Here is a 21,550-nt window from a genome sequence, read left to right as displayed (position 1 = left end):
CCGTGCGCCGCAGGCTGATCAACTCCACCCTCGCCGTGGTCCTCGTCGTCATCGCCGTGTTCGGGGTCTCCCTCGTCATCGTCGAGACCCGGACCATCTCCAGCAGCGCCCAGGAGCGGGTGGACTCCGAGGCCCTGCGCCTGGTCTCCATCGTCGACAGCAGGCTCATCGGCGGGGAGCCCGTCAACCCCGACATCCTCTCCGAGCAGAGCGGCGCCAAGCGGTACGCCCTGATCGAGATCCCCGGCCGCGAGCCCATCGAGATCGGCGAACGGCCCGACGGCAGCGTCATCCGCTCCACCGCGGAGGGTGAGCGGGGGGAGACGGTGACCGTCGAGGAGTCCCGCTCCACGATCACGTCCGAGGTCGGCCGCTCGCTCCTGATCATCGGGGCCGTGGCGCTGCTCGCCGTCGTGGCCGCCGTCCTGCTCGCCGTACGCCAGGCGAACCGGCTGGCATCCCCGCTCACGGACCTCGCCGAGACCGCGGAACGCCTCGGGTCGGGCGATCCCCGCCCGCGCCACAAGCGGTACGGAGTGCCGGAGCTGGACCGTGTCGCGGACGTCCTGGACGCCTCGGCGGAGCGGATCGCCCGGATGCTCACCGCCGAGCGCCGGCTCGCCGCGGACGCCTCGCACCAGCTCCGTACGCCCCTCACGGCCCTGTCGATGCGCCTGGAGGAGGTGGCGGTGGCGGGTGACCTCGACACGGTCAGGGAGGAGGCGACGATCGCGCTCACCCAGGTCGAGCGGCTCACCGACGTCGTCGAGCGGCTGCTCACGAACTCCCGCGACCCCCGCACGGGCTCCGCCATCGCCTTCGACCTGGACGAGGTCATCAAGCAGCAGATCGAGGAATGGCGCCCCGCCTACCGCAGCGCGGGCCGGGCCATCGTCCACTCCGGCAAGCAGGGCATGCGCGCGGTCGGCACCCCGGGCGCCGTCGCCCAGGTCCTCGCCGCGCTCATCGAGAACTCGCTCATGCACGGTGGCGGCACCGTCGCCCTGCGTACGCGCGTCACCGGCAACCAGTCCGTGATCGAGGTCACCGACGAGGGCCCGGGCGTCCCGGCCGATCTCGGGGCGCGCATTTTCGAGCGGACCATCAGCGGCCGCAACTCCACGGGGATCGGTCTCGCCGTGGCCAGGGACCTCGCGGAGGCGGACGGCGGGCGGCTGGAACTGCTGCAGCAGCAGCCGCCGGTGTTCGCGCTCTTCCTCGGCCGCGAGGTCAGAAGCCGGTCGGACCAGGAACGCCCGGTCCGCTAGGGACCTGGTCCGCTACCGCTAAGGGACCTGGTCGGCTAAGGGACCCGGTCCGGTGGGTCCCGTGGGGGCTCACACCCGGTCGGGCTGCTTCCTGGTCGCCTGCCGGGGGGCCTGCTCCAGGAATGACTCCGCGGTCTGCACGGCCTCCTTGGCCGGCAGCGTACGGAACACCCAGGTCCGGTACGACCAGAAGCGGAACAGGGTCGCGACGCCGATGCCGAAGAACTTGAAGAAGTTGCTCTGCAGCGGGGTGTCCCAGCCGAACCCGTACGTCGCCGCGTAGAGGATCCCGTTCTGGATCACCAGACCGGCGGCGCTGAAGAGCAGGAAGAGGCTCAGCTCCTTCGTACGGCTGCTCTTGTCACGGTCCCGGTACGTGAAGTACCGGAAGCCCAGGTAGTTGAAGACGATGGCCACGACCGTGGCGATGATGCTCGCCCGCACCACCGGCACCTCGGTGAAGTGGCGCACGAGATTGAACACCCCGAGGTCCACCAAGAGCCCGACACCACCCACTGCGCCGAACTTGGCGAACTCGCGTGCGAGCTGGTCGAGCCGCACGCGCAGCGCGCTTCGTTTACTCATGGTGATTGCAGCCCCTGCCGTTCGGACGATGTCAACCAAGCCATGCTAACCAGCGCCTCTCTCAGCCCGCCTGTGGACGTCGTAAACCAGCGGGTCCGGCGGGACTGGTGAGGTCAGGGCCTGTGTCAAAGCACAGGGGGCTGAGACCCACCGGATGGTGCGGATACCCTAAGAGAGTGACGTTCCCGGTAGTCGGCATGGTCGGTGGCGGTCAGCTCGCCCGTATGACCCACGAGGCGGGCATCCCCCTCGGCATCAGGTTCAAGCTGCTCAGTGACACTCCGCAGGATTCGGCGGCCCAGGTGGTGAGCGACGTCGTCATCGGCGACTATCGCGACCTGGCTACGCTGCGTGACTTCGCGCGCGGATGTGACGTGATCACTTTCGATCACGAGCACGTCCCCATCGAACACCTGCGCGCCCTGGAGGCGGAGGGCATCCCCGTCCGCCCCGGGCCCGACGCGTTGGTGCACGCCCAGAACAAGGGTGTGATGCGCGCCAGGCTCGACGAGATCGGGGCGCCCAGCCCCCGCCACCGGATCGTCGCCGATCCGGCGGACGCGGCGGCCTTCGCCGCCGAGGTGGGCGGTTTCCCGATCATCCTCAAGACCGTGAGCGGCGGCTACGACGGCAAGGGCGTCTGGTTCGTCCGTACGGAAGACGAAGCCCGCGAGCCGTTCCTGGCGGGCGTGGCGGTCCTGGCCGAGGAGAAGGTCGACTTCACGCGCGAGCTCGCCGCCAACATCGTGCGCTCCCCGCACGGCCAGGCCGTCGCCTACCCGGTCGTCGAGTCCCGGCAGGTCGACGGCGTCTGCGACACGGTGATCGCCCCGGCGCCGGAGCTCTCCGACGAGCTGGCCGGCCAGGCCCAGGAGCTGGCCCTGCGCATCGCCAAGGAGCTCGGCGTCGTCGGCCACCTGGCCGTGGAGCTCTTCGAGACGCGCGACGGCCGCATCCTCGTCAACGAACTCGCCATGCGCCCGCACAACTCCGGCCACTGGACCCAGGACGGCGCGATCACCTCGCAGTTCGCCAACCACGTCCGGGCCGTCCTCGACCTGCCGCTCGGCGATCCCCGCCCGCGCGCGAAGTGGACGGTCATGTGCAATGTGCTGGGCGGGGACTACCCCGACATGTACTACGCCTATCTGCACTGCATGGCCCGCGACCCTCAGCTGAAGATCCATATGTACGGCAAGGACGTGAAGCCCGGCCGCAAGGTGGGGCACGTCAACACCTACGGCGACGACCTCGACGACGTGCTGGAGCGCGCGCGTCACGCCGCCGGCTACCTGCGAGGAACGATCACCGAATGAGCACAAGCCCCGATGCGAGCCCCGTCGTCGGCATCGTCATGGGATCCGACTCCGACTGGCCGGTCATGGAGGCCGCGGCGCAGGCCCTGGACGAGTTCGAGATCGCGTACGAGGTCGACGTCGTCTCCGCACACCGCATGCCCCGCGAGATGATCGCGTACGGCGAGGAGGCGGCCGGCCGCGGGCTGAAGGCGATCATCGCGGGCGCGGGCGGCGCGGCCCATCTGCCGGGCATGCTGGCCTCGGTCACCCCGCTCCCGGTCATCGGCGTGCCGGTCCCGCTGAAGTACCTCGACGGCATGGACTCGCTCATGTCCATCGTGCAGATGCCGGCGGGCGTGCCGGTCGCGACGGTCTCCATCGGCGGCGCGCGCAACGCCGGTCTGCTCGCCGCCCGGATCATCGCCGCGCACGACCCCGACCTGCTCAGCCGCATGCGGGAGTTCCAGCAGGAGCTGAACGACCAGGCCACCGAGAAGGGCAAGCGACTGCGGAACAAGGTCGAGGGTTCGGAGTCCTTCGGGTTCGCCCGGTGAGCGCGGCGGAGCGTCTGGCGGAGGCGCGTGAACTGCTCGCGGCCCACCCGGTCGCCGACGGTCACAACGACCTCCCCTGGGCGCTGCGGGAACACGTGCGCTACGACCTGGACCGGCTCGACATCGCCGCCGACCAGACCGGCGCGCTCCACACCGACCTGGCCCGGCTGCGGGCCGGCGGTGTCGGCGCCCAGTTCTGGTCCGTCTACGTCTCCTGCCGCCTGACCGGGGACGACGCGGTCAGTGCGACCCTGGAGCAGATCGACATCGTCGACCAGCTCCTCGTCCGGTACGCGGAGGAGCTCGCGCCCGCCCTGACGGCCGACGACATGGAGTCGGCCCGGCGGGAGGGCCGGATCGCCTCCCTGAAGGGCGCCGAGGGCGGCCACTCCATCAACAACTCGCTCGCGACCCTGCGCGCGCTGCACACCCTCGGCGTGCGCTATCTGACGCTCACGCACAACGACAACACCGCGTGGGCGGACTCGGCGACCGACGAGCCCGGCGTCGGCGGGCTCTCGCCCTTCGGCCACGAGGTCGTCCGGGAGATGAACCGGATCGGCATGCTCGTCGACCTCTCGCACGTCGCCGCGACGACGATGCGGGACGCGCTCGACACGTCCGTCGCGCCGGTGATCTTCTCGCACTCCTCCTCGCGGGCGGTCTGCGACCACCCGAGGAACATCCCCGACGACGTGCTGGAGCGGCTGCCCGCCAACGGCGGGGTGGCGATGGCGACGTTCGTGCCGAAGTTCATCCTTCCCGAGGCCGTGGAGTGGACGGCCCGCGCGGACGAGAACCTGCGGGCGCACGGGCTGCACCACCTCGACACGACCGCGCGCGCGATGGCGATCCACCGCGCCTTCGAGGCCGAGAACCCGCGCCCGATCGCCACGGCGGCGACGGTCGCCGACCACCTCGACCACATGCGTGAGGTCGCCGGCATCGACCACATCGGCATCGGCGGCGACTACGACGGTACGGCGTTCACGCCGGACGGTCTCGACGACGTCTCCGGCTACCCGAACCTGATCGCGGAGCTGCTCACCCGTGGCTGGTCGCGTACCGACCTGGCCCGGCTGACCTGGTCGAACGCGGTCCGCGCGCTGCGGGACGCGGAGGCGGTCTCCCGGGACCTGCGGGCGACGAAGGGCCCGTCGAACGCGACGATCGAGTCCCTGGACGGCCCGGCCGCCTGACGGCTCGCGGCGGGCCGTCAGGCCTCCCCGCGGGAGGTGGCCCGGTCCTCCGTACTCGTACGGAGCAGCCCGCCGCGCCCCGGAGCGGTGCCGCTGGCACGGTGGACGGTACTGCCTCACCGCGCTCGGCGAGGCGGTACTGCCTCACCGAAGTTCGGAGTCGCCCATGGCAGATCTCGACGACACCCCACCGCTCTCTGCCAGCCGTTCCGCCGGTGAACTCGCATCCCGTGAACCGGCCCCGCTCGACGAATCGGCGTCGCGCGCCCGGAGCCTGCTCGCCGCGCAGCCCGTCGTGGAGGGCCGGGCCGAGCTGCCCGAGGCCCTCGACCAGGAGGACGTCCCACCGCGCCGCGCGGCGGAGGCGGGGGCGCAGTTCTGGTCCCTGCGCGCCGACGGGGACGACGTGGTGGTCGGCACCTTGCACCGGATCGACGCGATCCGCACCCTCGTCGCCGGCTGCCCCGAGGACCTGCGCCTCGTGCACTCCACGGCGGAGATGGCCGACGCCCGCAACTGCGGCCGGGTCGCCGCCCTGCTCGGCCCGGTGAGCTGGGACGCGCTCGGCGGCTCGCTCGCCACGCTCCGGGCGTACCAGGCGCTCGGCGTCCGGGTGGTGAACGTGACCCGGTTCGACGGCTTCGCCCGCGAGGCCGTACGGGAGATGAACCGCCTGGGCCTCCTCGTCGACCTCTCGGGCGCGGAACCCGACACCGTCCGCCAGACCCTCTCCGTCACCAAGGCCCCCGCCGTGCTGACCCGCGCCGACCCGGACGCGCTGCCGGACGACACACTGCGCCTGCTCGGCGAGTACAGCGCCGTCTGCATGGTCCCGGTGGCCGTCGATCCCGCCGTCACGGCCGACGCCCTGGACCGCGTCCACGCCCTGGCGGGCCCGCTCGGCGTCGGCCTCTCCGGCGCGGCCGACCCGGCGGCCGGCTACGCGCCGCTCTTCGCCGAGCTGCTGCGCCGCGGCTGGGACGAGTGCGACCTGGCCGGCCTCGCCCACGGCAACGCCACCCGCGCACTGCGGGAGACCGAGTTCCACGCCCGGGCCGTACGCCTGGGCCGGGCGCCCTGACGACTCGCCGCTGTCCTGGGCCCTGACGAATCCTCACCCTCCTGAGCCCTGACGACTCCTCGCCCCCCTGAGCCCTGGCGACTCCTCACCCTCCTGGCCCTCCGGTCCCGACACGCCGGCGCCCCGCCGCCCCCTGTCCGGGGGTGGCGGGGCACCGGGTCGTCGTCTCAGGCGTCCGCGCGGCTACGCCCGAGGGCGGCCCATCGCGCGGTACACCCACCCCGCCTCGCGCCAGAGCTCCGGGTCCAGCGCGTTGCGGCCGTCCAGGATCACCCGCGAGGTCACCACCTCGCCCAGCTCGACCGGGTCCAGGGCGTCCCGGAACTCCCGCCACTCGGTCAGGTGCAGCACCACGTCCGCGCCGCGCACGGCCTCCAGGGCCGACTCGGCGTACTCCAGCGTCGGGAAGAGCCGGCGCGCGTTCTCCATGCCCTTGGGGTCGTAGACCGTGACCTGTCCGCCCTGCAGATGGATCTGTCCGGCCACGTTCAGCGCGGGCGAGTCCCGTACGTCGTCCGAGTCGGGCTTGAAGGTGGCGCCGAGCACCGCCACCCGCTTGCCGAGGAACGACCCGTTGGCGCCGAGCGCGTGGCGCGCCATGTCGACCATCTGGCCGCGCCGCCGCATGTTGATCGAGTCGATCTCCCGCAGGAAGGTCAGCGCCTGGTCGGCGCCCAGCTCTCCCGCCCGGGCCATGAAGGCGCGGATGTCCTTCGGCAGGCAGCCGCCGCCGAAACCGATCCCGGCCCGCAGGAACTTGGACCCGATCCGCTCGTCGTAGCCGATCGCCTCCGCCAGCTTGGCGACGTCGCCGCCGGCGGCCTCGCAGACCTCTGCCATCGCGTTGATGAAGGAGATCTTCGTGGCGAGGAAGGAGTTCGCCGCGGTCTTCACCAGCTCCGCCGTGGGGAAGTCGGTCACCACGAAGGGCGAGCCCTCGCCGATCGGCCCGGCGTACACCTCGCGCAGCATCTTCTCCGCGCGCTCTCCGCGGACTCCGACGACGACCCGGTCCGGGTGCAGCGTGTCCTGTACGGCGAAGCCCTCCCGGAGGAACTCCGGGTTCCAGGCGAGCTCGACGCCCTCCGGCAGCAGCTCCGCGAGCCGTTCGGCCGAGCCGACCGGCACGGTCGACTTGCCGACGACCAGCGAACCCGGCGTCACCACGCCCGCGAGCGAGGCGAAGGCCGCGTCGACGTAACGCATGTCGCAGGCGTAGTCGCCGTGCTTCTGCGGGGTGTTCACGCAGACGAAGTGGACGTCGCCGAACGCGCCGACCTCCTCCCAGGAGGTGGTGAAGCGCAGGCGCCCGGAGGATCCCTCGATGCCGGCGACGTGCCGGGCGAGCAGCTCCTCGAGCCCGGGCTCGTACATGGGGACCCGGCCGCCGGCCAGCATCTCGACCTTCTCGGGGACGACGTCGAGGCCGAGGACCTCGAAACCGAGCTCCGCCATGGCCGCTGCGTGCGTGGCGCCGAGGTAGCCGGTACCGATCACGGTGATCTTGAGGGCCATGCGGTCTCCAGTGAGGTCGGGCGGAATGCCTGCCCGAGCATAGTCGGGGCCCGGCCCGCCGACATCGCCACCGTCACGGCGCGCGAGCTTCCGTGACAGGGACACACTCACGTTGTCAACATCACTTCAGAAGGCGGTTTAAGGTGGTCACCTTCGGTCATCTCGCATCTCCAGGTGGGCTAGATTTAGCGCTTCGTACACCCGAACGTGTTGGGGAAGACAATGACGGAAGCGGTCCTGCTGGTCGGCGGGCAGGGGACGCGGCTCAGGCCTGTCACGGTGAACACGCCCAAGCCCATGGTCCCGGCCGCGGGTGTGCCGTTTCTCGCACACCAGATAGCCAGGGCGGCCGCCGCCGGTGTCACCCACATCGTCATGGCCACCTGCTACCTCGCCGAGGTCTTCGAGCCCTACTTCGGTGACGGCTCCGCCTTCGGCGTGCACCTCGAGTACGTCGTCGAGGACGAGCCCCTCGGCACGGGCGGCGCCATCCGCAACGCGGCCGAGCTGCTGACCAGCGGCCCCGATGAGCCGGTCCTGGTGTTCAACGGCGACATCCTCACCGGACTCGACATCCGTGGCCTGGTCGAGTCCCACACGGCGGCCGAGGCCGACGTCTCGCTGCACCTGGTCCGCGTCGCCGACCCGCGCGCGTTCGGCCTGGTCCCCACCGACTCCGAGAGCCGGGTGCTGGCCTTCACCGAGAAGCCCCAGACCCCCGAGGAGATCGTCACCGACCAGATCAACGCCGGCTGCTACGTCTTCCGCCGCTCGGTCATCGACGCCATCCCCGCCGGCCGGCCCGTCTCCGTCGAGCGCGAGACCTTCCCCGGCCTGCTGGCCGCCGGCGCCAAGCTGTACGGCAAGACCGAGGACACCTACTGGCTCGACCTCGGCAAGCCGGAGTCCTTCGTCCAGGCCTCCGCCGACCTCGTCCGCGGCGTCGTCTCCTCCCCGGCGGTGCCCGGCCCGCGCGGCGAGGCCCTGATCCTCCCGGGCGCCACCGTCGCCGAGGGCGCGAAGCTCTCCGGCGGCACCGTCGTGGGAGCCGGCGCCAGGATCGAGGCCGGCGCCGTCGTCACCGGATCCATCGTGCTGGACGGCGCGGTCGTCGAGGCCGACGCCTTCGTCCAGGCCAGCCTGGTGGGCGCCCGTGCCACGGTTGGCGCCCGTACGGTCGTCGACGGAGCCGTCATCGGTGACGATGCCCTGGTGGGCTCCGACAACGAACTTCGTTCCGGAGCGCGCGTCTGGTGCGAGGCAGAGCTTCCCGACGCCGCGCTGCGCTTCTCCTCGGACCGCTGAGCAGCCCCAGCAGCCCGGCAGCCCGAGTTCGCGTTCCGTCCGACCTCAGTGAGGCAGAAACCAGTGACAGGTGTGCACAAGACCCCCGGCGTGGAGGCCTCCGCGACCGGCAGATCCCTCGCCCTCCCCGACGCATGGGCGCAGACCGCGCTGACCGTGGTCATGCCCACGTACAACGAGGCGGGCAACGTGCCGCGCATGGCCGAGCTCCTCATGGGGCTCGACATCCCCGGCCTGCGACTGCTCATCGTCGACGACTCCTCCCCGGACGGGACGGGCGACATCGCCGAGGAGCTGGCGAAGAAGTACCGCACCGAGGACGGCGCGCCGCGGATGTCGGTCCTGCACCGCACCGCCAAGGACGGCCTCGGCCGCGCGTACGCCGCCGGCATGACCAAGGCCGTCGAGGACGGCGCCGCCTACGTCCTCCAGATGGACGCGGACGGCTCCCACCCCGAGGGCAAGGTCGCCGAGATGCTCGGCGTCGCGCTCTCCACCGGCGCCGGCCTCGTCGTCGGCAGCCGCTACGTCCCCGGCGGCACGCTCTCCGACGCCTGGGGCGCCCACCGCAAGCTGCTCTCCCGCTGGGCCAACGCCTACGCGAGCACCATCCTGGGCACCCGCGTCCGCGACATCACCGGCGGCTTCAACCTGTGGAGCGCCGACGCCCTGCGCGCGATCGACCTCGGCTCGGTCGACAGCGCCGGCTACAGCTTCCAGGTGGAGATGAAGTACGCGGCACTGCGCCGCGGCTTCCAGGTCATGGAAGTCCCGATCCACTTCGAGGACCGCACGGTCGGCGAGTCGAAGATGAACCTCGCCGTGCAGCTCGAGTCCATCGCCATGCCGTGGAAGCTCCGTGCCCGCGCCAGAGGCCGCGGGTGAGCGGGTTCTCCCCTCGCGCCGCAGCACCGACCCACGCCACGGATGACACCCGCCCGCCCTCGGCCGGAGCCCACGAGCGCCCGGCGCACGAGCGGGCGGGGCACGAGCGGGCGGGGCACGAGCACGTGGGGCACGGGGACACGGCGCACGAGCACGCGGCACACGGGCAGGAGGACGAGGGCGCGGACGTGACCGCCTCCCCCGAGCCGGCCTGGTGGCGCAGGCCCTTCGCCGAGCAGCTGCGCACAGCCGCCAACGGCGCGGTCCTGCTGGTCGTCGCGGCCCTGGTCTTCGTCATAGTCCGCCTGCCCTGGGCAGGCGACCTCGGTGTTCACGCGGCCACCATCGAGCGGCTGCGGCACGACATGCTCGACCCCGGCAATCCGATGGTCCAGGCGGACACGGACAGCCCGTACTACTCGCCGTGGATGGTGTTCCTCGGCCTCGTGGCCAAGGCCACCGACCTGAACACCTTCAACGTGCTGCGCGTCGGCGCGGTCATCGGCCTGGCGCTGCTGATCACCGGCATCTGGAGTCTCACCAGGACACTCACCCGGCACCGGGCGGCGGCGCCGCTCGCCGTGCTGTGCGTGTTCTTCCTCTGGGGCGTCGACATCGTCGCCTGGAGCGGCTACCTCGGCTTCACCTCGCTGGCCCTGATCATCGCGTACCCCAGTACCTTCACGCTGGCCCTGGGCTTCCACTTCCTGACGCTGCTCACCAAGGCGCTGCGCGGCGGTACGGCGACCGGCTGGACCGCCTACCTCTCCCTGGGCCTGCTGTGGGCCGTGCTCATGCTGAGCCACCAGTTCTCCGGCGTGGTCATCACACTCGGCGCGATCGGCGTCCTGGCCTCGGCCCGGCCCTGGCCGGCCAAGGGAACCTGGTTCAAGCTGCTCGGCGCCGTGGCCGTGGGCCTCGCGGTGCTGGCGCTGTGGCCGTACTACTCCTTCTTCTCCCTCTTCGGCATCGGCGGCCTGGAGGAGATCCACCAGAATCTCTACCGCGGTCTGCTCGCGCGCTACTGCCTGGTCCTGATCGGTGTCGTGGCCCTGGTCCTGCGGTTCGTCCGGAACCGTCGCGACCCGCTGGTGATCTGGTTCGCGCTCGGCCTCACGCTCGTCGTCGCCGGCGCGCTGACCGAGAAGTGGTCCTGGGGCCGCGCCGAGCCGGCCGTCGTCATCCCGGCCCAGATCGCCGCCGCGATCGCCGCCGTCGAATGCGGCAAGAAGTGGCTGCGCGCGGTCTTCGCCACCGCCGTGTCCATCGGGCTCGTCGCCGGCGCCTGGGCACAGCGCGACGCGCTGGGCTTCATCATGCGCGAGGAGGCCCTGCCCTCCTTCGCCACGAAGGGCGGCCTTCTGGAGCTGCCCAAGACCTACGAATGGACGAAGAAGTACGCCAAGTACGGCGACGTCTTCATGAGCGACCCCTTCGCGGCGCAGAAGCTGCCGGCCTACGGCTACTACACGATCGCCATCGGCTATCCGGACTTCTTCCTGCCGGACGAGGCCGAGCGCAGGATGGACGCCAGGCGCTACTTCACCAACGACACCACGCGCGAGGAGAAGCTCGCGATCCTGCACAAGTACGGCGCGGACTGGATCGTCCAGTGGCCGCAGCAGGGTGGCCTGCCCGCGAACGACCCCGCCCTGAAGAAGGCCGGGATGTCGCCGGACGGCCGGGTCCTCTACAAGGTCGTGGGCTGACGCCCTTCCGACGGTACGGGAAAGGGCCCCGCGGACATCGTGTCCGCGGGGCCCTTCGCCGTACCGGGGCCGCCTCAGCGGTCCGAGGTCACCGTGACCTTCTCGTCGTTCTGGATCTGCCCCACCAGCTGCTTCACCTTCGGCATGTCCCACCTCAGGGACCCCTGCGGCGCGCTCCCCGAGATCGGGATGTTCATCGACTTCCCGTCGCCGCCGCTGATGCCCTTCATCGCGAAGAACATCTTGCCCAGGTCGTACAGCGACATGTCCTTGTCCACGATCAGCGTGTCCAGGCCCGCGCCCAGCGTCGGGTACAGCCTGAACGGGTTCAGGATCGTGCCCGGCGTCGCCGCCTGGTTGGCCAGGGCGGAGAGGAACTTCTGCTGGTTCTTCGTACGGGCCAGGTCCGACTCGGCGAAGGCGTAGCGGGTCCGGACGAAGGCCAGGGCCTGCTCGCCGTTGAGGGTCTGCTCGCCCGCCTGGAAGTCGGCGCCGGACTTCTTGTCCTTGAAGCCCTTCTCGATGTTCATGTCGACACCGCCGAGCGCGTCCACGATGTTCGCGAAGCCGGCGAAGCCGATCTCCGCGTAGTGGTCGATGCGCAGACCGGTGTTGTACTCGACCGTGCGGACCAGCAGCTCCGGGCCGTCCATCGCGTACGCGGCGTTGAGCTTCGAGCCGCCCCGGGCCCCGAACTTCTTCCCGGACTCCGAGCCGACGAAGGAGGGGATCGTGACCCACGAGTCGCGGGGCAGCGAGATCATCGTGTTCCCGCTGCCGCACGCGGCGAGGATCATCATCGAGTCGGTCCGCTTCCCCTCCGCGGAGCCGGTGTGGAGCTTCTTCTTCTCCTCGGCCGACATGCCCTCACGGCTGTCGGAGCCGACGATCAGGTACGTCGTGCAGTCGCCCTCGGCCGGCCGCTCGATGACCTTGGCGAGATCGACCTCGTTGCGCATCTGCGAACTGGCCCACGCGTACGTCCCGACGCTCCAGCCCACGACCGCCACGACCAGCACGATCGAGCCGACCTTTATCCGGCGGCGCCAGTCCGGCGCCGGCCGTCCGGGCTGTCCGGGGTGTCCCGGCCCCGGGGAGTACTGCGGCGGTACGCCGCCGCGGCCGCCGCCCTGGGGGGCGCCGTAGACCTGGCCGGTGTTGTACCCGGAGTCGTAGCCGGGCTGCTGCCCGTACCCCGGGTCGTACCCCGGGTCGTACCGCGGCGGCTGCTGGGGGACGGGCGGACGCTGCACATGGCGCATCGCGCGCGCCCCCTCGGGCTGCGCGTCCGCGCTGCCACGTCCGTAGCCGCGATTCTGTCCGCGGTCGTCGCTCCACCCATCATTCATGCGGACCAGTGTGCCGTCCGGCCAGGTGGGGCCGACAGGGTGGGTGGAGTATCGGGTCACCGCTGTTGCCAAGCTGATGCAAAGGGGACGCCGCGGGGACCGCCCGGGGGCCCGGCATAAGGTGGAGGGCATGACAGATCAGGGCGATATTCCGGGCAAGCCCACCGCCGCCTCCCGCACCACCCTCAGCCACATCATGACCAGCCACGACACCAACCTCCTCGGCACGGTCCACGGCGGTGTGATCATGAAGCTGGTCGACGACGCCGCGGGCGCCGTCGCCGGCCGGCACTCGGGCGGGCCCGCCGTCACCGCCTCCATGGACGAGATGGTCTTCCTGGAGCCGGTACGCGTCGGCGACCTGGTCCATGTGAAGGCCCAGGTGAACTGGACCGGCCGCTCCTCCATGGAGGTCGGCGTCCGTGTCCTGGCCGAGCGCTGGAACGAGTCCACCCCCGCCCAGCAGGTCGGCTCCGCCTACCTGGTCTTCGCCGCCGTCGACGCCGACGGCAAGCCGCGCGTCGTGCCGCCGGTGATCCCCGAGACCGAGCGCGACCAGCGCCGCTACCAGGAGGCCCAGATCCGCCGCACCCACCGGCTGGCCCGCCGCCGCGCCATCAAGGAACTGCGCGAGCGCCGCGCGGCCGAGGGCTACGAGGACTGACCACCAGCCCCTACGGACTGACCACCAGCCCCTACGGGCAGACCACCCGGTCTCCGGTGACCGCCTCGAACCGCCCGGTCTTCGGCTCCTCCACCCGTACCGGCGTCACCGCCCGGTAGTCCAGGCCCGCCGTCACCCGCAGCGTTCCGCCCTGCCCCCGCACGGCCCGCAGCTCCGCCCCCGGCAGCGCCGCCGCCAGGGACTTCGCCGAGCGGTCCCAGCGGGGGTCGTACTCGACGAGCGTGCGCCGCAGGGGCGGACCGTCCGCGGTCCGCGGGGCACGCGTGGTGTCGAAGCCCGTCGCCCGCAGCGCGTCGTCCACCCGCCGGCCCAGGCCGTTGATCCGCGTCCCGTTGTAGACCTGGACACGGACCGCCTTCGGCGCCACCTCCACCGCCTTCGGACCGGACGTCGCCGCCGCCTCGGGCCGGCCCCCTGCCTCCGCGCTCGCATCGGCCCTGGCCTCTGCGCCCTTCGGCACGGTCAGCGGCCGGTCCTCGCGCAGCGCCTGGAAGAGCTGCTGCGCCTTGGGCGCGTCCCACTTCACCGTCGAGCCGATCCCCTCCACCTCGAAGGCGACGTCCCCGACGGGCACGGAGACGAACTCCGACGACGCGGGGGTGAAGCCCCGCATCCCCTTGGCGAGGGCCAGCATCTGGTCCGTACCGAAACCCCGGTCGGCGCGCACCGAGCCGAGCATCGTCGTGGCGACCTGCCGGAAACGCACCGGATTGAGCAGCACCCCGCCGGTGGTCGTCCGGTCGATCAGCGCCGCGAGGAAGCGCTGCTGGCGCTCCATCCGCCCGAGGTCCGACGCCCCGTCGACATGGCGGGAGCGGACGTACTGCAGCGCCTGCCCACCGGTCAGCTCGTGCGTGCCGGCCGCCAGGTCGAGGCCGGTGTGGGTGTCCCGCATCGGCCGGGCCGTACAGATCTCCACCCCGCCGACCGCGTCGACCGTCTTCATGAAGCTGGTGAAGTCGACCTCCAGATAGTGGTCGATCTTGACGCCCGTCATGCTCTCCACGGTCCGCACCGTCAGACCGGGCCCGCCCTCCGCGTAGGCCGCGTTCAGCTTCACCGGATGCGCCTGGTGCCGCTCGCCGGTGGTCTCGTCGACGTGCTCGGGCATCTCGGCGTACGAGTCGCGCGGCAGGCTCACCACGCTCGCCCGGTCCCGGTCCTCGGAGATGTGGACCAGCATCACCGTGTCGGTGCAGTGGCAGGGTTCGCCGCCGAGCCGGTAGGCCCTGCGCTCCTCCTCGGAGACCTTCTCCCGCCCGTCCGTTCCCACGACCAGCACGTTCATGCCGTGCCCGGCCTGGGGGCGGTTCTTCATGTCCTTGAACGGGTCGACCCTGGTGATCCCGGTGTCCAGGCTGGTGACCACCGCGTGCCCGATTCCGCCGGCGCCGAGGACCAGCACGGAGAGCGTCGTCGCCATCCGCATGCCCCACCTCGGCCGCGCGACCGCGGCGACCCGTCTGCCGCGGCGGGCCGGTACGGGACGGGCGGTCGGCCGGGGACGGGGCGTGCGGGGCGGTGTGGGCACCGGGGGACACCTCCGCGGGTGTGACAGGGGGAACCGTGAGCACCGTAGGCCCATACGATCAGCGCCAGCGGGCACCGGCCCCCGTGACGCGCTCCGTGTCGCCCGTTCGCGGTAACGTGGCGGGCGATATCCCGCTGTCTCCCGGGGGGACGACCCCCGGACCCCAGAGGACCACATGCCTGCCGCCCTGCCGCCCGTCTCCGTGATCATGCCGGTCCTCAACGAGGAGCGGCATCTGCGCGACTCCGTCCGTCACATCCTCGAGCAGGAGTACGACGGTGAGATGGAGGTGGTGATCGCACTCGGCCCGTCCACGGACCGTACGGACGAGATCGCCGCCGAGCTCGTACGGGAGGACCCCCGGGTTCGCACCGTGCCGAACCCCACCGGCCGCACCCCCGCCGCCCTCAACGCGGCGATCCAGGCCTCCCGCCACCCCATCGTGGTGCGGGTCGACGGCCACGGCATGCTCTCGCCGAACTACATCGCCACCGCCGTCCGCCTCCTGGAGGAGACCGGCGCGCAGAACGTCGGCGGCATCATGCACGCCGAGGGCGAGAACGACTGGGAGCGCGCGGTGGCCGCCGCGATGACCTCCAAGATCGGTGTCGGCAACGCGGCCTTCCACACCGGCGGTCAGGCGGGACCCGCCGAAACCGTGTATCTGGGTGTGTTCCGGCGCGAGGCCCTGGAGCGACAGGGCGGCTACAACGTGGAGTTCATCCGCGCCCAGGACTGGGAGCTGAACTTCCGTATCCGCGAGGCGGGCGGTCTGATCTGGTTCTCGCCGGAGCTGCGCGTGCAGTACCGGCCGCGCCCGAGCGTGCGCGCGCTGGCCAAGCAGTACAAGGACTACGGCCGTTGGCGCCATGTGGTGGCCCGCTACCACCAGGGCTCCATCAACCTCCGCTATCTGGCCCCGCCGACCGCCGTCTGCGCGATCGCGGCGGGCCTGGTCGTGGGGGCGACCCTCACCCCTCTCGGCTTCCTGATCCCGGCCGGCTACCTCGCGGCGATCACGGCGGGCTCGATCCCGGCGGGCAAGGGGCTGCCTCTGAAGGCCCGCCTCCAGATCCCGGTCGCGCTGGCGACGATGCACATGTCCTGGGGCTACGGCTTCCTGACGAGCCCGCGCGCGCTGGCCCGGAAGGTCATCGCGAGCCGCCGCCCGGCGGTCACGTCCGAGAAGGTCTGAGCGACTTCCCGTACAGAGGGATTCCCCGTACGGACATAACGAAGGGCCGGGACCCCAGGGGTCCCGGCCCTTCGTCTTCCGCGTGCCGTGCGGCGACGGGTCAGCTCTTCCCGTCCCACCGGTAGACCGAATAGACTTCCATGCAGTCCACCTTGTCGTCGGCGCCCTCCGGCAGGTCGCCCGCCTCGGTCTTCGGCTTCTTGTACGTGGCGCCCTCGCGCCAGTCCCCGCCGATCACCAGCGTGATGCTCTCCGCCTTGGCGTCGGCCCGGACCGCCGAGTCGGGCAGGCCCAGCGCCTTGGCCACGGACAGGGCGTCCGCCTTGCCCTGGTCGCCGTCCGCCTTCGGGTACTTGACGATCGTGTCCTTGCGCGGCTCGGCGCTCTGCGAGGCCTCCGCCCCCGTGAAGCCCTTGTCCTTCAGCGCGTTCGCCATGGTGCCGGCCCGGCCGTCCACGGACATCTGGCCGCCGACACCCGTGCCGTTGACGACCGTGACGGCCAGGCTGCCCGGTGCCCCCGCCGTCGGGCCCTTCGGCTTCGCGGACGCGGAGACGGTCGGCTTGGCGCCGGCCGGGTCGCCGTTCTTGTCGAAGGCGACATCGTCGCGGAGCATCGCCCACATCTTGTCGGCGGACGACTCCACCATGACGAGCTTGTCCCTGTTCTGCGACCACTCGGTCGTGGGGACCGTCGCCGTCGTGAGCCGGTCCAGCTTCACGTTCTTGAGCTGCATCGACAGCTCGAAGAGCTTGGAGACCGAGCGGATCTCGTCGGACACCTGAAGCGCCTTCGTGGCGGTCTCCGCCAGACCCATCAGCCGCCCGGTGTCGCTCCAGGCGTTCTGCTTCTGGAGCTTCTCCATCATGCCGTTCATGTACATGTGCTGGGCCTTGGCGCGGTTCTGGTCGTTGCCGAACGCGTGCCGGGTACGCAGCCACTGGAGCGCCTGCTCACCCTTGATCTCGGTGGTGCCCGGGCCCAGCTTCAGGCCCGAGCCGCCCTTGACCTGCCGGGTCGACCGGTCGTGGACGCCGGTCTTCACACAGACCGGGACGCCGCCGACCTCGTCCGCCATCGCGACCACACCCGCGAAGTCGATCATCATCCAGTGGTCGATGTACACGCCGGTGATGCTCTCCCAGGTGGTCAGCGTGCAGCCCGGACCCCCGCGCCCCAGCGTCTCGTTGATGGGTTTGGTGGTGGTGGCGGGGTAGGGCGTGCCGTCCTCGCCCTTGCACTCCGGGATCGGGACGATCGTGTCGCGCGGTATGGAGACGATGTTGGCGTTCTTGCGGTCCGCCGAGATGTGAAGCAGCATCTGGACGTCCGCGAGCGGCGGGCTCTCCCGGAGGTTCTTGCCGCCGCCGAGCGCCACGTTCTTGGCGTCGGCCCGACTGTCGGAGCCGATGAGCAGGATGTTGAGCGGGGTGTCGCCGAGCGCGTTCGGCGCGGCCTTCTTCACACCGCTGTCGCCGCCGGCGCGACTGCCGCCGCGCAGGTTGTCGTTGAGGCGCTCGTAATACAGGTATCCGGCGCCGGCCGTGCCCAGTATCAGCAGGGACAGGGTCGCGGCGACCCAGCGGAACACCTTGCGTTTGCCGGACTTCTTGGCACGCCGACGAGCCCCTCCGCGCCGGTGATTCGTACGGCTGTCACCACCGCTGCCGGCACCCTGACCGCTCCTGCCCCCCGCGCCGCTCCTGCCGCGCCGGCCGCTCCTGACACCCGTGTCGCCCTGGCCGCCGTCGCCCTTGCCGTGGCTCTTGCCGTCGTCGGTCGCACCGGCGTCGGCCGCACCGGCGTCGGCGGTCCGGGTGCCCGTAGCGGCCCCCTCGCCCCCGTCGCCGTAAAGACTTTCGTCCCAGCCCAAATCGCGGGCGTGCGGAACGCCTCCACGCGTCCCCTCCCCGCGCACGCTGCTCTGTCCCACCCCTGGTCCCCTCGTTTTCAGACGCGTTCGGCGACCCGGTGTTTCCGGGTCACTTGGCGCACACCTTCTTGTCGGCTCCCACCTGTCCGACGTCCGGCGCCTTCGCCGGAGCGGTGATGGGCGTCCCCGCGCCCTTGAAGTCGGAACCGAGGACGAGCGTCATGGGCTCGAGCTCCCCGGCGTCCGTGGTGCCGGGCTTGAGAGCCGTGGCGGGCAGGCCCATCATGTCCGCGAGCTTGCGGGCCTGGTCGGCCTGGTTCGGCGCGTACGTGAGGGTGGTCTTCGCCGCCTTCTCGGGGGCGTTGGCCTTGTTCGTGGACCTCGTGACGCCCTGCTGGACCTGCAGCCAGTTGATCGTCGACTGCGCCGCGCCCTGGATGCCGCTGCCGTTGTAGACGTCGACGCGCACGTCGCCCGCCTGGGCGCGCGGTCCTTGGAGCAACTTCGCCTCGGCCTGGGCCTTGGCCTTCTTGGTGTCCTGTTCCTTCTTCTTCACCTCGGTGAAGGAGACGTCGTTCTGCACCATGCTGAACACCTGCGGCGCCTTGACCGGGTCGAGGACGACGGTCGCCCGCTTGTTGGGCGGCTCGTCCGGGTTGTCGACCACCGGAACGGTCAGGAAGCTGATGTTCTTCAGGTCGATCTTGCCGAGTTCCTTGGCGAGCGCGGTCAGCTTCAGGGCGCTGCCTATTCCCCGGTCCACCGTCAGGGCCTTGGTCGCCGCGTCCGCGACCGAGTACAGCTTCGTCGGACTGTCGAGCGTGTCCTCCTTCAGCTGCCGGATCATGGAGGCGAGGAACTGCTGCTGCATCTTGATCCGGTCGAGGTCGCTCTCGTTGCCGAGACCGTGCCGGTTGCGGAGGAACGCGAGCGCGTCCTCGCCCATGATCGTGTGCTCGCCCTCCGGGAGGTTGAGCTTGGAGTAGTTCTTGTCACGGATGGGCTTGGTGAGGCAGACCTTCACGCCGCCGACCGCGGTCGACAGTGTCTTCACGGCGTTGAAGTCGACCATCATGAAGTGGTTGACCTCGATCCCGCCCGTGAGCTCCTTGACGGTGCGCATCGTGCAGCCCGGGTCGCGGCCGTCCACGCCGAACGACTCGTTGAACTTCGTGGTTCCGACCGAGCCGGGGATGACCTTGGTCGAACCGTCGGGCTGCTTCGTGGGGCAGTCCGGGATCTTGATCTTGAGGTCACGGGGGATGCTCAGAGCCGTCGCGTTGGTGCGGTCCTCGGAGACGTGGAAGAGGAACGTCGTGTCGGCGTGGCCGGTGACGTTGGTCTTGTTCCCGTAACTCGTGTTGCCCTCGCCGGTGCGGACGTCGTTGCCGATGATCAGGATGTTCAGCGGCCCCTCCATCGTCTCGCCACCCGAAGCGGCGTCACCGACGTCGATGGTGTTGATGTTGCCGTTGAAGTGGTCGTACAGCGCGTACGCGCCCGCCGCGCCGGCCACGAGCACGACGGCCATCGTCCCGCCCGTCCAGAGCAGCGCCTTCTTCTTGCGGGACTTCTGCGGCTTCCGCTTGCGGCGACCGGGCGACGGCTGCGTGCCACCGGGGCCCTCGGGGGCGCGGCGGCGGCGCTGACCGGGGACGGGCGCCTCGGTCGCGGTGCGGGAACGCTCCCCGGTCCGCGAGCGTTCGGCGGTTCTCGGGCCCGGAGTGGTGGTGCCGCGGGGGTGGGAGAGCGGCGCCGAGCGCGGGGCCTGCTGCTCAGTGGAGTGGTTCAGTCGCAGTTCGTAGTTGCCCGTCTGCGGGTTGAGCACCCACTGGTCGGCGGGGTCGATCTCGTCCGCCTGTCCACGGCTGTGCGCGTCCACGGTTACTTGAATCCTCCGTCGGTGCCACGCGAGGCGCCTCCCCCGTCGGGCGCTCGGTCGTTCGATCCGTTGAGTGCGGCGACCACGAGGTCGGGAGCACCGGATCGCGTCACACTATCCGCCCAGTTCAGCGTGGGGCGACGTCCGTGACAAATTCCACGCCCCTTACAACCGGGCAATTTGCTCAAACCTCATCGACAACAGCCCTCCCCTTGGAATGCGCTTTACTCATCCACACTCATCCACCCCGCCCGCACCGACCCCCGCTACGTGCACACGCCCTCCGCCGCGTTGCGCCCCGAGAACGTCGGCGTCGGCGCGGGGCTCGCCGAGTCGGTGCCGTCCGCCTTCTGCTTGCCGCCCGGCGTCACGGTGACGGTCTCGTCCTCCCGTAGCCGCTTGAAGAGCTGACTCGCCTCAGGTTGTACGAGTTCGTCCCGATTCACGTTGTACGAGTAGGGCCGCCGCGGCACCGTGAGGAACTGCACTTTCTCCGTGGGGATGCTCCGCATCGAACGCGCCAGGTCGTACAGGTCCCGCAGCGAGTCGAGACCCGCGTCGGTGGTGACCGACTTGGTCGCCGCGTCCAGGACCGGGTACAGCCGGGTCGGGTTCAGCAGAACGCCGTTGCTCTGCATCTTGTTGACCAGCGCACCGAGGAACTGCTGCTGCCGGTCCATGCGTTCGGTGTCACTGCCGGTCCCCAGCGACTTGCGGGCCCGTACGAAGCCCAGGGCCTGCTCGCCGCGGAGCGTCTGGCGCCCGGCCGGAAGCCGCAGCTGCGCGTCGTCGTCGTCGATCGGCTCCTTGAGGCAGACCTCCACCCCGTCCACCGCGTCGACCATCTTCTTGAAGCCCTGGAAGTCGATCACCATGTGGTGGTCGATCCGGATCCCCGTCAGCCGCTCGACGGTACGGATCGTGCACGCCGTGCCGCCGATCTCGAAGGCCGAGTTGAACTGCGCGAACTGCTCCCGCGTGCGGGTCCCGTCCGGTTGGCGGCAGCTCGGCATCTCCACCATCAGGTCGCGCGGGAGGGAGACGGCCGTGGCGCTCGACCGCCCCGCCGAGAGGTGCAGCAGGATCGTGGTGTCCGAGCGCTGGGTCCCCTTGTCCTTGCCGTACTTCTTGTTGCCCGGCCCGGCCCGGGTGTCGGAGCCGATGAGCAGGATGTTCTGCGCACCCTTGACGGCCGGGCTGGGGCGCTCCTTCTCGTACCTGAGCAGTTCGGCGGCGGCGTCGGTGTCGGTGGTGATGTTGTTGTCGAGCTTGCGGTAGATCCACCACCCGGCACCGGCCGCGGCGATGACGAACACCGAGACCCCGAGCGCCGTCCAGCGCAGCCAGTGACGTCTGCGCCACCCGCCGCCCCGGGGGCCGGCCGGCTCGCGCTCGGCGGGGGTGCTCTTGGCGGGGGTGCTGGTCGTCTCGTCCTCGTCCGGGGTGTCCGGTTCGGCGGGCGTGCCGGCACTGTCCGTCACGTCTGAGTCCGTCCTCGATGGCGTCGGCGGCGCGCCGGGCCGCCGGTCGCAGACGTAGACGGCTGAACCCGACGCATGGTTGTACGGGAGGGGTAGCTACCGCCGATCATGTACCGGAGTGGAGGCGGGGACCCGGGGACTCGGCGAGTCGGTGC

17 protein-coding genes are annotated in these 21,550 nt (G+C 70.8%); 10 read left to right on the top strand and 7 right to left on the bottom strand.

All coding sequences use genetic code 11. From position 1 onward, the window contains the following. Positions 1-2 precede the first annotated feature (2 nt). Positions 3-1,268, top strand: coding sequence for an ATP-binding protein (locus tag ACF06X_RS22590; protein WP_392289078.1), 1,266 nt, complete (start codon positions 3-5; stop codon positions 1,266-1,268). A gap of 69 nt (positions 1,269-1,337) precedes the next feature. Here the strand turns inward: ACF06X_RS22590 and ACF06X_RS22585 are convergent, their stop codons facing one another. After that, entirely contained in the window at positions 1,338-1,853 is a 516-nt protein-coding gene (locus ACF06X_RS22585; protein ID WP_392289077.1) for a GtrA family protein, read from the bottom strand. A 197-nt stretch (positions 1,854-2,050) separates the two neighbouring features. Between ACF06X_RS22585 and ACF06X_RS22580 the strand changes: the two genes are divergently transcribed. From ACF06X_RS22580 to ACF06X_RS22565, 4 genes are all read left to right on the top strand, one after another. Continuing rightward, positions 2,051-3,169, top strand: a complete 1,119-nt coding sequence (locus tag ACF06X_RS22580; protein ID WP_392289412.1) for a 5-(carboxyamino)imidazole ribonucleotide synthase — start codon at positions 2,051-2,053, stop codon at positions 3,167-3,169. Continuing rightward, positions 3,166-3,705, top strand: coding sequence for a 5-(carboxyamino)imidazole ribonucleotide mutase (purE, locus tag ACF06X_RS22575; RefSeq protein ID WP_392289076.1), 540 nt, complete (start codon positions 3,166-3,168; stop codon positions 3,703-3,705). The genes ACF06X_RS22580 and purE overlap by 4 nt, the downstream gene beginning before the upstream one ends. After that, a complete protein-coding gene (locus tag ACF06X_RS22570) occupies positions 3,702-4,904 on the top strand; it encodes a dipeptidase (protein WP_392289075.1) in 1,203 nt (400 codons plus the stop codon). Before purE ends, ACF06X_RS22570 begins: the two co-directional genes overlap by 4 nt. Before the next feature lie 166 nt (positions 4,905-5,070). Beyond that, positions 5,071-5,985: a membrane dipeptidase gene (locus ACF06X_RS22565; RefSeq protein WP_392289074.1), complete on the top strand. Its 915-nt coding sequence runs from the start codon at positions 5,071-5,073 to the stop codon at positions 5,983-5,985. A 183-nt stretch (positions 5,986-6,168) separates the two neighbouring features. On the opposite strand, the gene ACF06X_RS22560 is transcribed toward ACF06X_RS22565, so the two are convergent. Then, on the bottom strand, positions 6,169-7,500 hold the full coding sequence (locus ACF06X_RS22560; protein WP_392289073.1) for a UDP-glucose dehydrogenase family protein: 1,332 nt from the start codon (positions 7,498-7,500) through the stop codon (positions 6,169-6,171). A gap of 222 nt (positions 7,501-7,722) precedes the next feature. On the opposite strand from ACF06X_RS22560, the gene ACF06X_RS22555 reads away from it, so the two are divergent. From ACF06X_RS22555 to ACF06X_RS22545, 3 genes are all read left to right on the top strand, one after another. Further along, on the top strand, positions 7,723-8,805 hold the full coding sequence (locus ACF06X_RS22555; RefSeq protein WP_392289072.1) for a sugar phosphate nucleotidyltransferase: 1,083 nt from the start codon (positions 7,723-7,725) through the stop codon (positions 8,803-8,805). A 162-nt stretch (positions 8,806-8,967) separates the two neighbouring features. Further along, positions 8,968-9,690: a polyprenol monophosphomannose synthase gene (locus ACF06X_RS22550; protein WP_392289411.1), complete on the top strand. Its 723-nt coding sequence runs from the start codon at positions 8,968-8,970 to the stop codon at positions 9,688-9,690. Further along, positions 9,687-11,399: a hypothetical protein gene (locus tag ACF06X_RS22545; RefSeq protein ID WP_392289071.1), complete on the top strand. Its 1,713-nt coding sequence runs from the start codon at positions 9,687-9,689 to the stop codon at positions 11,397-11,399. Before ACF06X_RS22550 ends, ACF06X_RS22545 begins: the two co-directional genes overlap by 4 nt. Before the next feature lie 74 nt (positions 11,400-11,473). On the opposite strand, the gene ACF06X_RS22540 is transcribed toward ACF06X_RS22545, so the two are convergent. Continuing rightward, positions 11,474-12,748: an LCP family protein gene (locus ACF06X_RS22540; RefSeq protein WP_392289070.1), complete on the bottom strand. Its 1,275-nt coding sequence runs from the start codon at positions 12,746-12,748 to the stop codon at positions 11,474-11,476. A gap of 130 nt (positions 12,749-12,878) precedes the next feature. On the opposite strand from ACF06X_RS22540, the gene ACF06X_RS22535 reads away from it, so the two are divergent. Next, the gene (locus ACF06X_RS22535) at positions 12,879-13,412 is read left to right on the top strand and encodes an acyl-CoA thioesterase (protein WP_392289069.1); all 534 of its coding nucleotides are present in this window, start codon (positions 12,879-12,881) and stop codon (positions 13,410-13,412) included. Positions 13,413-13,443: 31 nt separating this feature from the next. Here the strand turns inward: ACF06X_RS22535 and ACF06X_RS22530 are convergent, their stop codons facing one another. After that, complete coding sequence (locus ACF06X_RS22530; protein ID WP_392289068.1) at positions 13,444-15,018, bottom strand: LCP family protein; 1,575 nt, start codon at positions 15,016-15,018, stop codon at positions 13,444-13,446. 121 nt (positions 15,019-15,139) lie between these two features. Here ACF06X_RS22530 and ACF06X_RS22525 point away from each other — a divergent pair, with 121 nt between their 5' ends. After that, positions 15,140-16,159 carry a glycosyltransferase family 2 protein gene (locus tag ACF06X_RS22525; protein ID WP_392289067.1) on the top strand — a complete coding sequence of 340 codons (1,020 nt, stop codon included), beginning with the start codon at positions 15,140-15,142 and terminating at the stop codon, positions 16,157-16,159. A 100-nt stretch (positions 16,160-16,259) separates the two neighbouring features. On the opposite strand, the gene ACF06X_RS22520 is transcribed toward ACF06X_RS22525, so the two are convergent. The 3 genes from ACF06X_RS22520 to ACF06X_RS22510 all read right to left on the bottom strand — a co-directional run bounded on the left by ACF06X_RS22520 (position 16,260) and on the right by ACF06X_RS22510 (position 21,395). Continuing rightward, positions 16,260-18,092, bottom strand: coding sequence for an LCP family protein (locus tag ACF06X_RS22520; RefSeq protein ID WP_392289066.1), 1,833 nt, complete (start codon positions 18,090-18,092; stop codon positions 16,260-16,262). 49 nt (positions 18,093-18,141) lie between these two features. Next, entirely contained in the window at positions 18,142-19,914 is a 1,773-nt protein-coding gene (locus ACF06X_RS22515; RefSeq protein WP_392289065.1) for an LCP family protein, read from the bottom strand. A 266-nt stretch (positions 19,915-20,180) separates the two neighbouring features. Further along, positions 20,181-21,395: an LCP family protein gene (locus ACF06X_RS22510; RefSeq protein ID WP_392289064.1), complete on the bottom strand. Its 1,215-nt coding sequence runs from the start codon at positions 21,393-21,395 to the stop codon at positions 20,181-20,183. Positions 21,396-21,550 lie beyond the last annotated feature (155 nt).

It is taken from the genome of Streptomyces sp. NPDC015346 (assembly GCF_043078785.1).
Taxonomy (GTDB): Bacteria; Actinomycetota; Actinomycetes; order Streptomycetales; family Streptomycetaceae; genus Streptomyces.
The sequence above is the reverse complement of the archived record's forward strand: the minus strand, read 5'-3'. Positions and strand labels throughout refer to the sequence as shown.

Bases quoted from the DNA above. Each gene is read 5' to 3' on its own strand.
- ACF06X_RS22585 (WP_392289077.1), bottom strand. From the start codon at position 1,853: ATGAGTAAACGAAGCGCGCTGCGCGTGCGGCTCGACCAGCTCGCACGC.
- ACF06X_RS22580 (WP_392289412.1), top strand. From the start codon at position 2,051: ATGGTCGGTGGCGGTCAGCTCGCCCGTATGACCCACGAGGCGGGCATC.
- purE (WP_392289076.1), top strand. From the start codon at position 3,166: ATGAGCACAAGCCCCGATGCGAGCCCCGTCGTCGGCATCGTCATGGGA.
- ACF06X_RS22565 (WP_392289074.1), top strand. From the start codon at position 5,071: ATGGCAGATCTCGACGACACCCCACCGCTCTCTGCCAGCCGTTCCGCC.
- ACF06X_RS22560 (WP_392289073.1), bottom strand. From the start codon at position 7,500: ATGGCCCTCAAGATCACCGTGATCGGTACCGGCTACCTCGGCGCCACG.
- ACF06X_RS22555 (WP_392289072.1), top strand. From the start codon at position 7,723: ATGACGGAAGCGGTCCTGCTGGTCGGCGGGCAGGGGACGCGGCTCAGG.
- ACF06X_RS22550 (WP_392289411.1), top strand. From the start codon at position 8,968: ATGCCCACGTACAACGAGGCGGGCAACGTGCCGCGCATGGCCGAGCTC.
- ACF06X_RS22540 (WP_392289070.1), bottom strand. From the start codon at position 12,748: ATGAATGATGGGTGGAGCGACGACCGCGGACAGAATCGCGGCTACGGA.
- ACF06X_RS22535 (WP_392289069.1), top strand. From the start codon at position 12,879: ATGACAGATCAGGGCGATATTCCGGGCAAGCCCACCGCCGCCTCCCGC.
- ACF06X_RS22530 (WP_392289068.1), bottom strand. From the start codon at position 15,018: ATGGGCCTACGGTGCTCACGGTTCCCCCTGTCACACCCGCGGAGGTGT.
- ACF06X_RS22525 (WP_392289067.1), top strand. From the start codon at position 15,140: ATGCCTGCCGCCCTGCCGCCCGTCTCCGTGATCATGCCGGTCCTCAAC.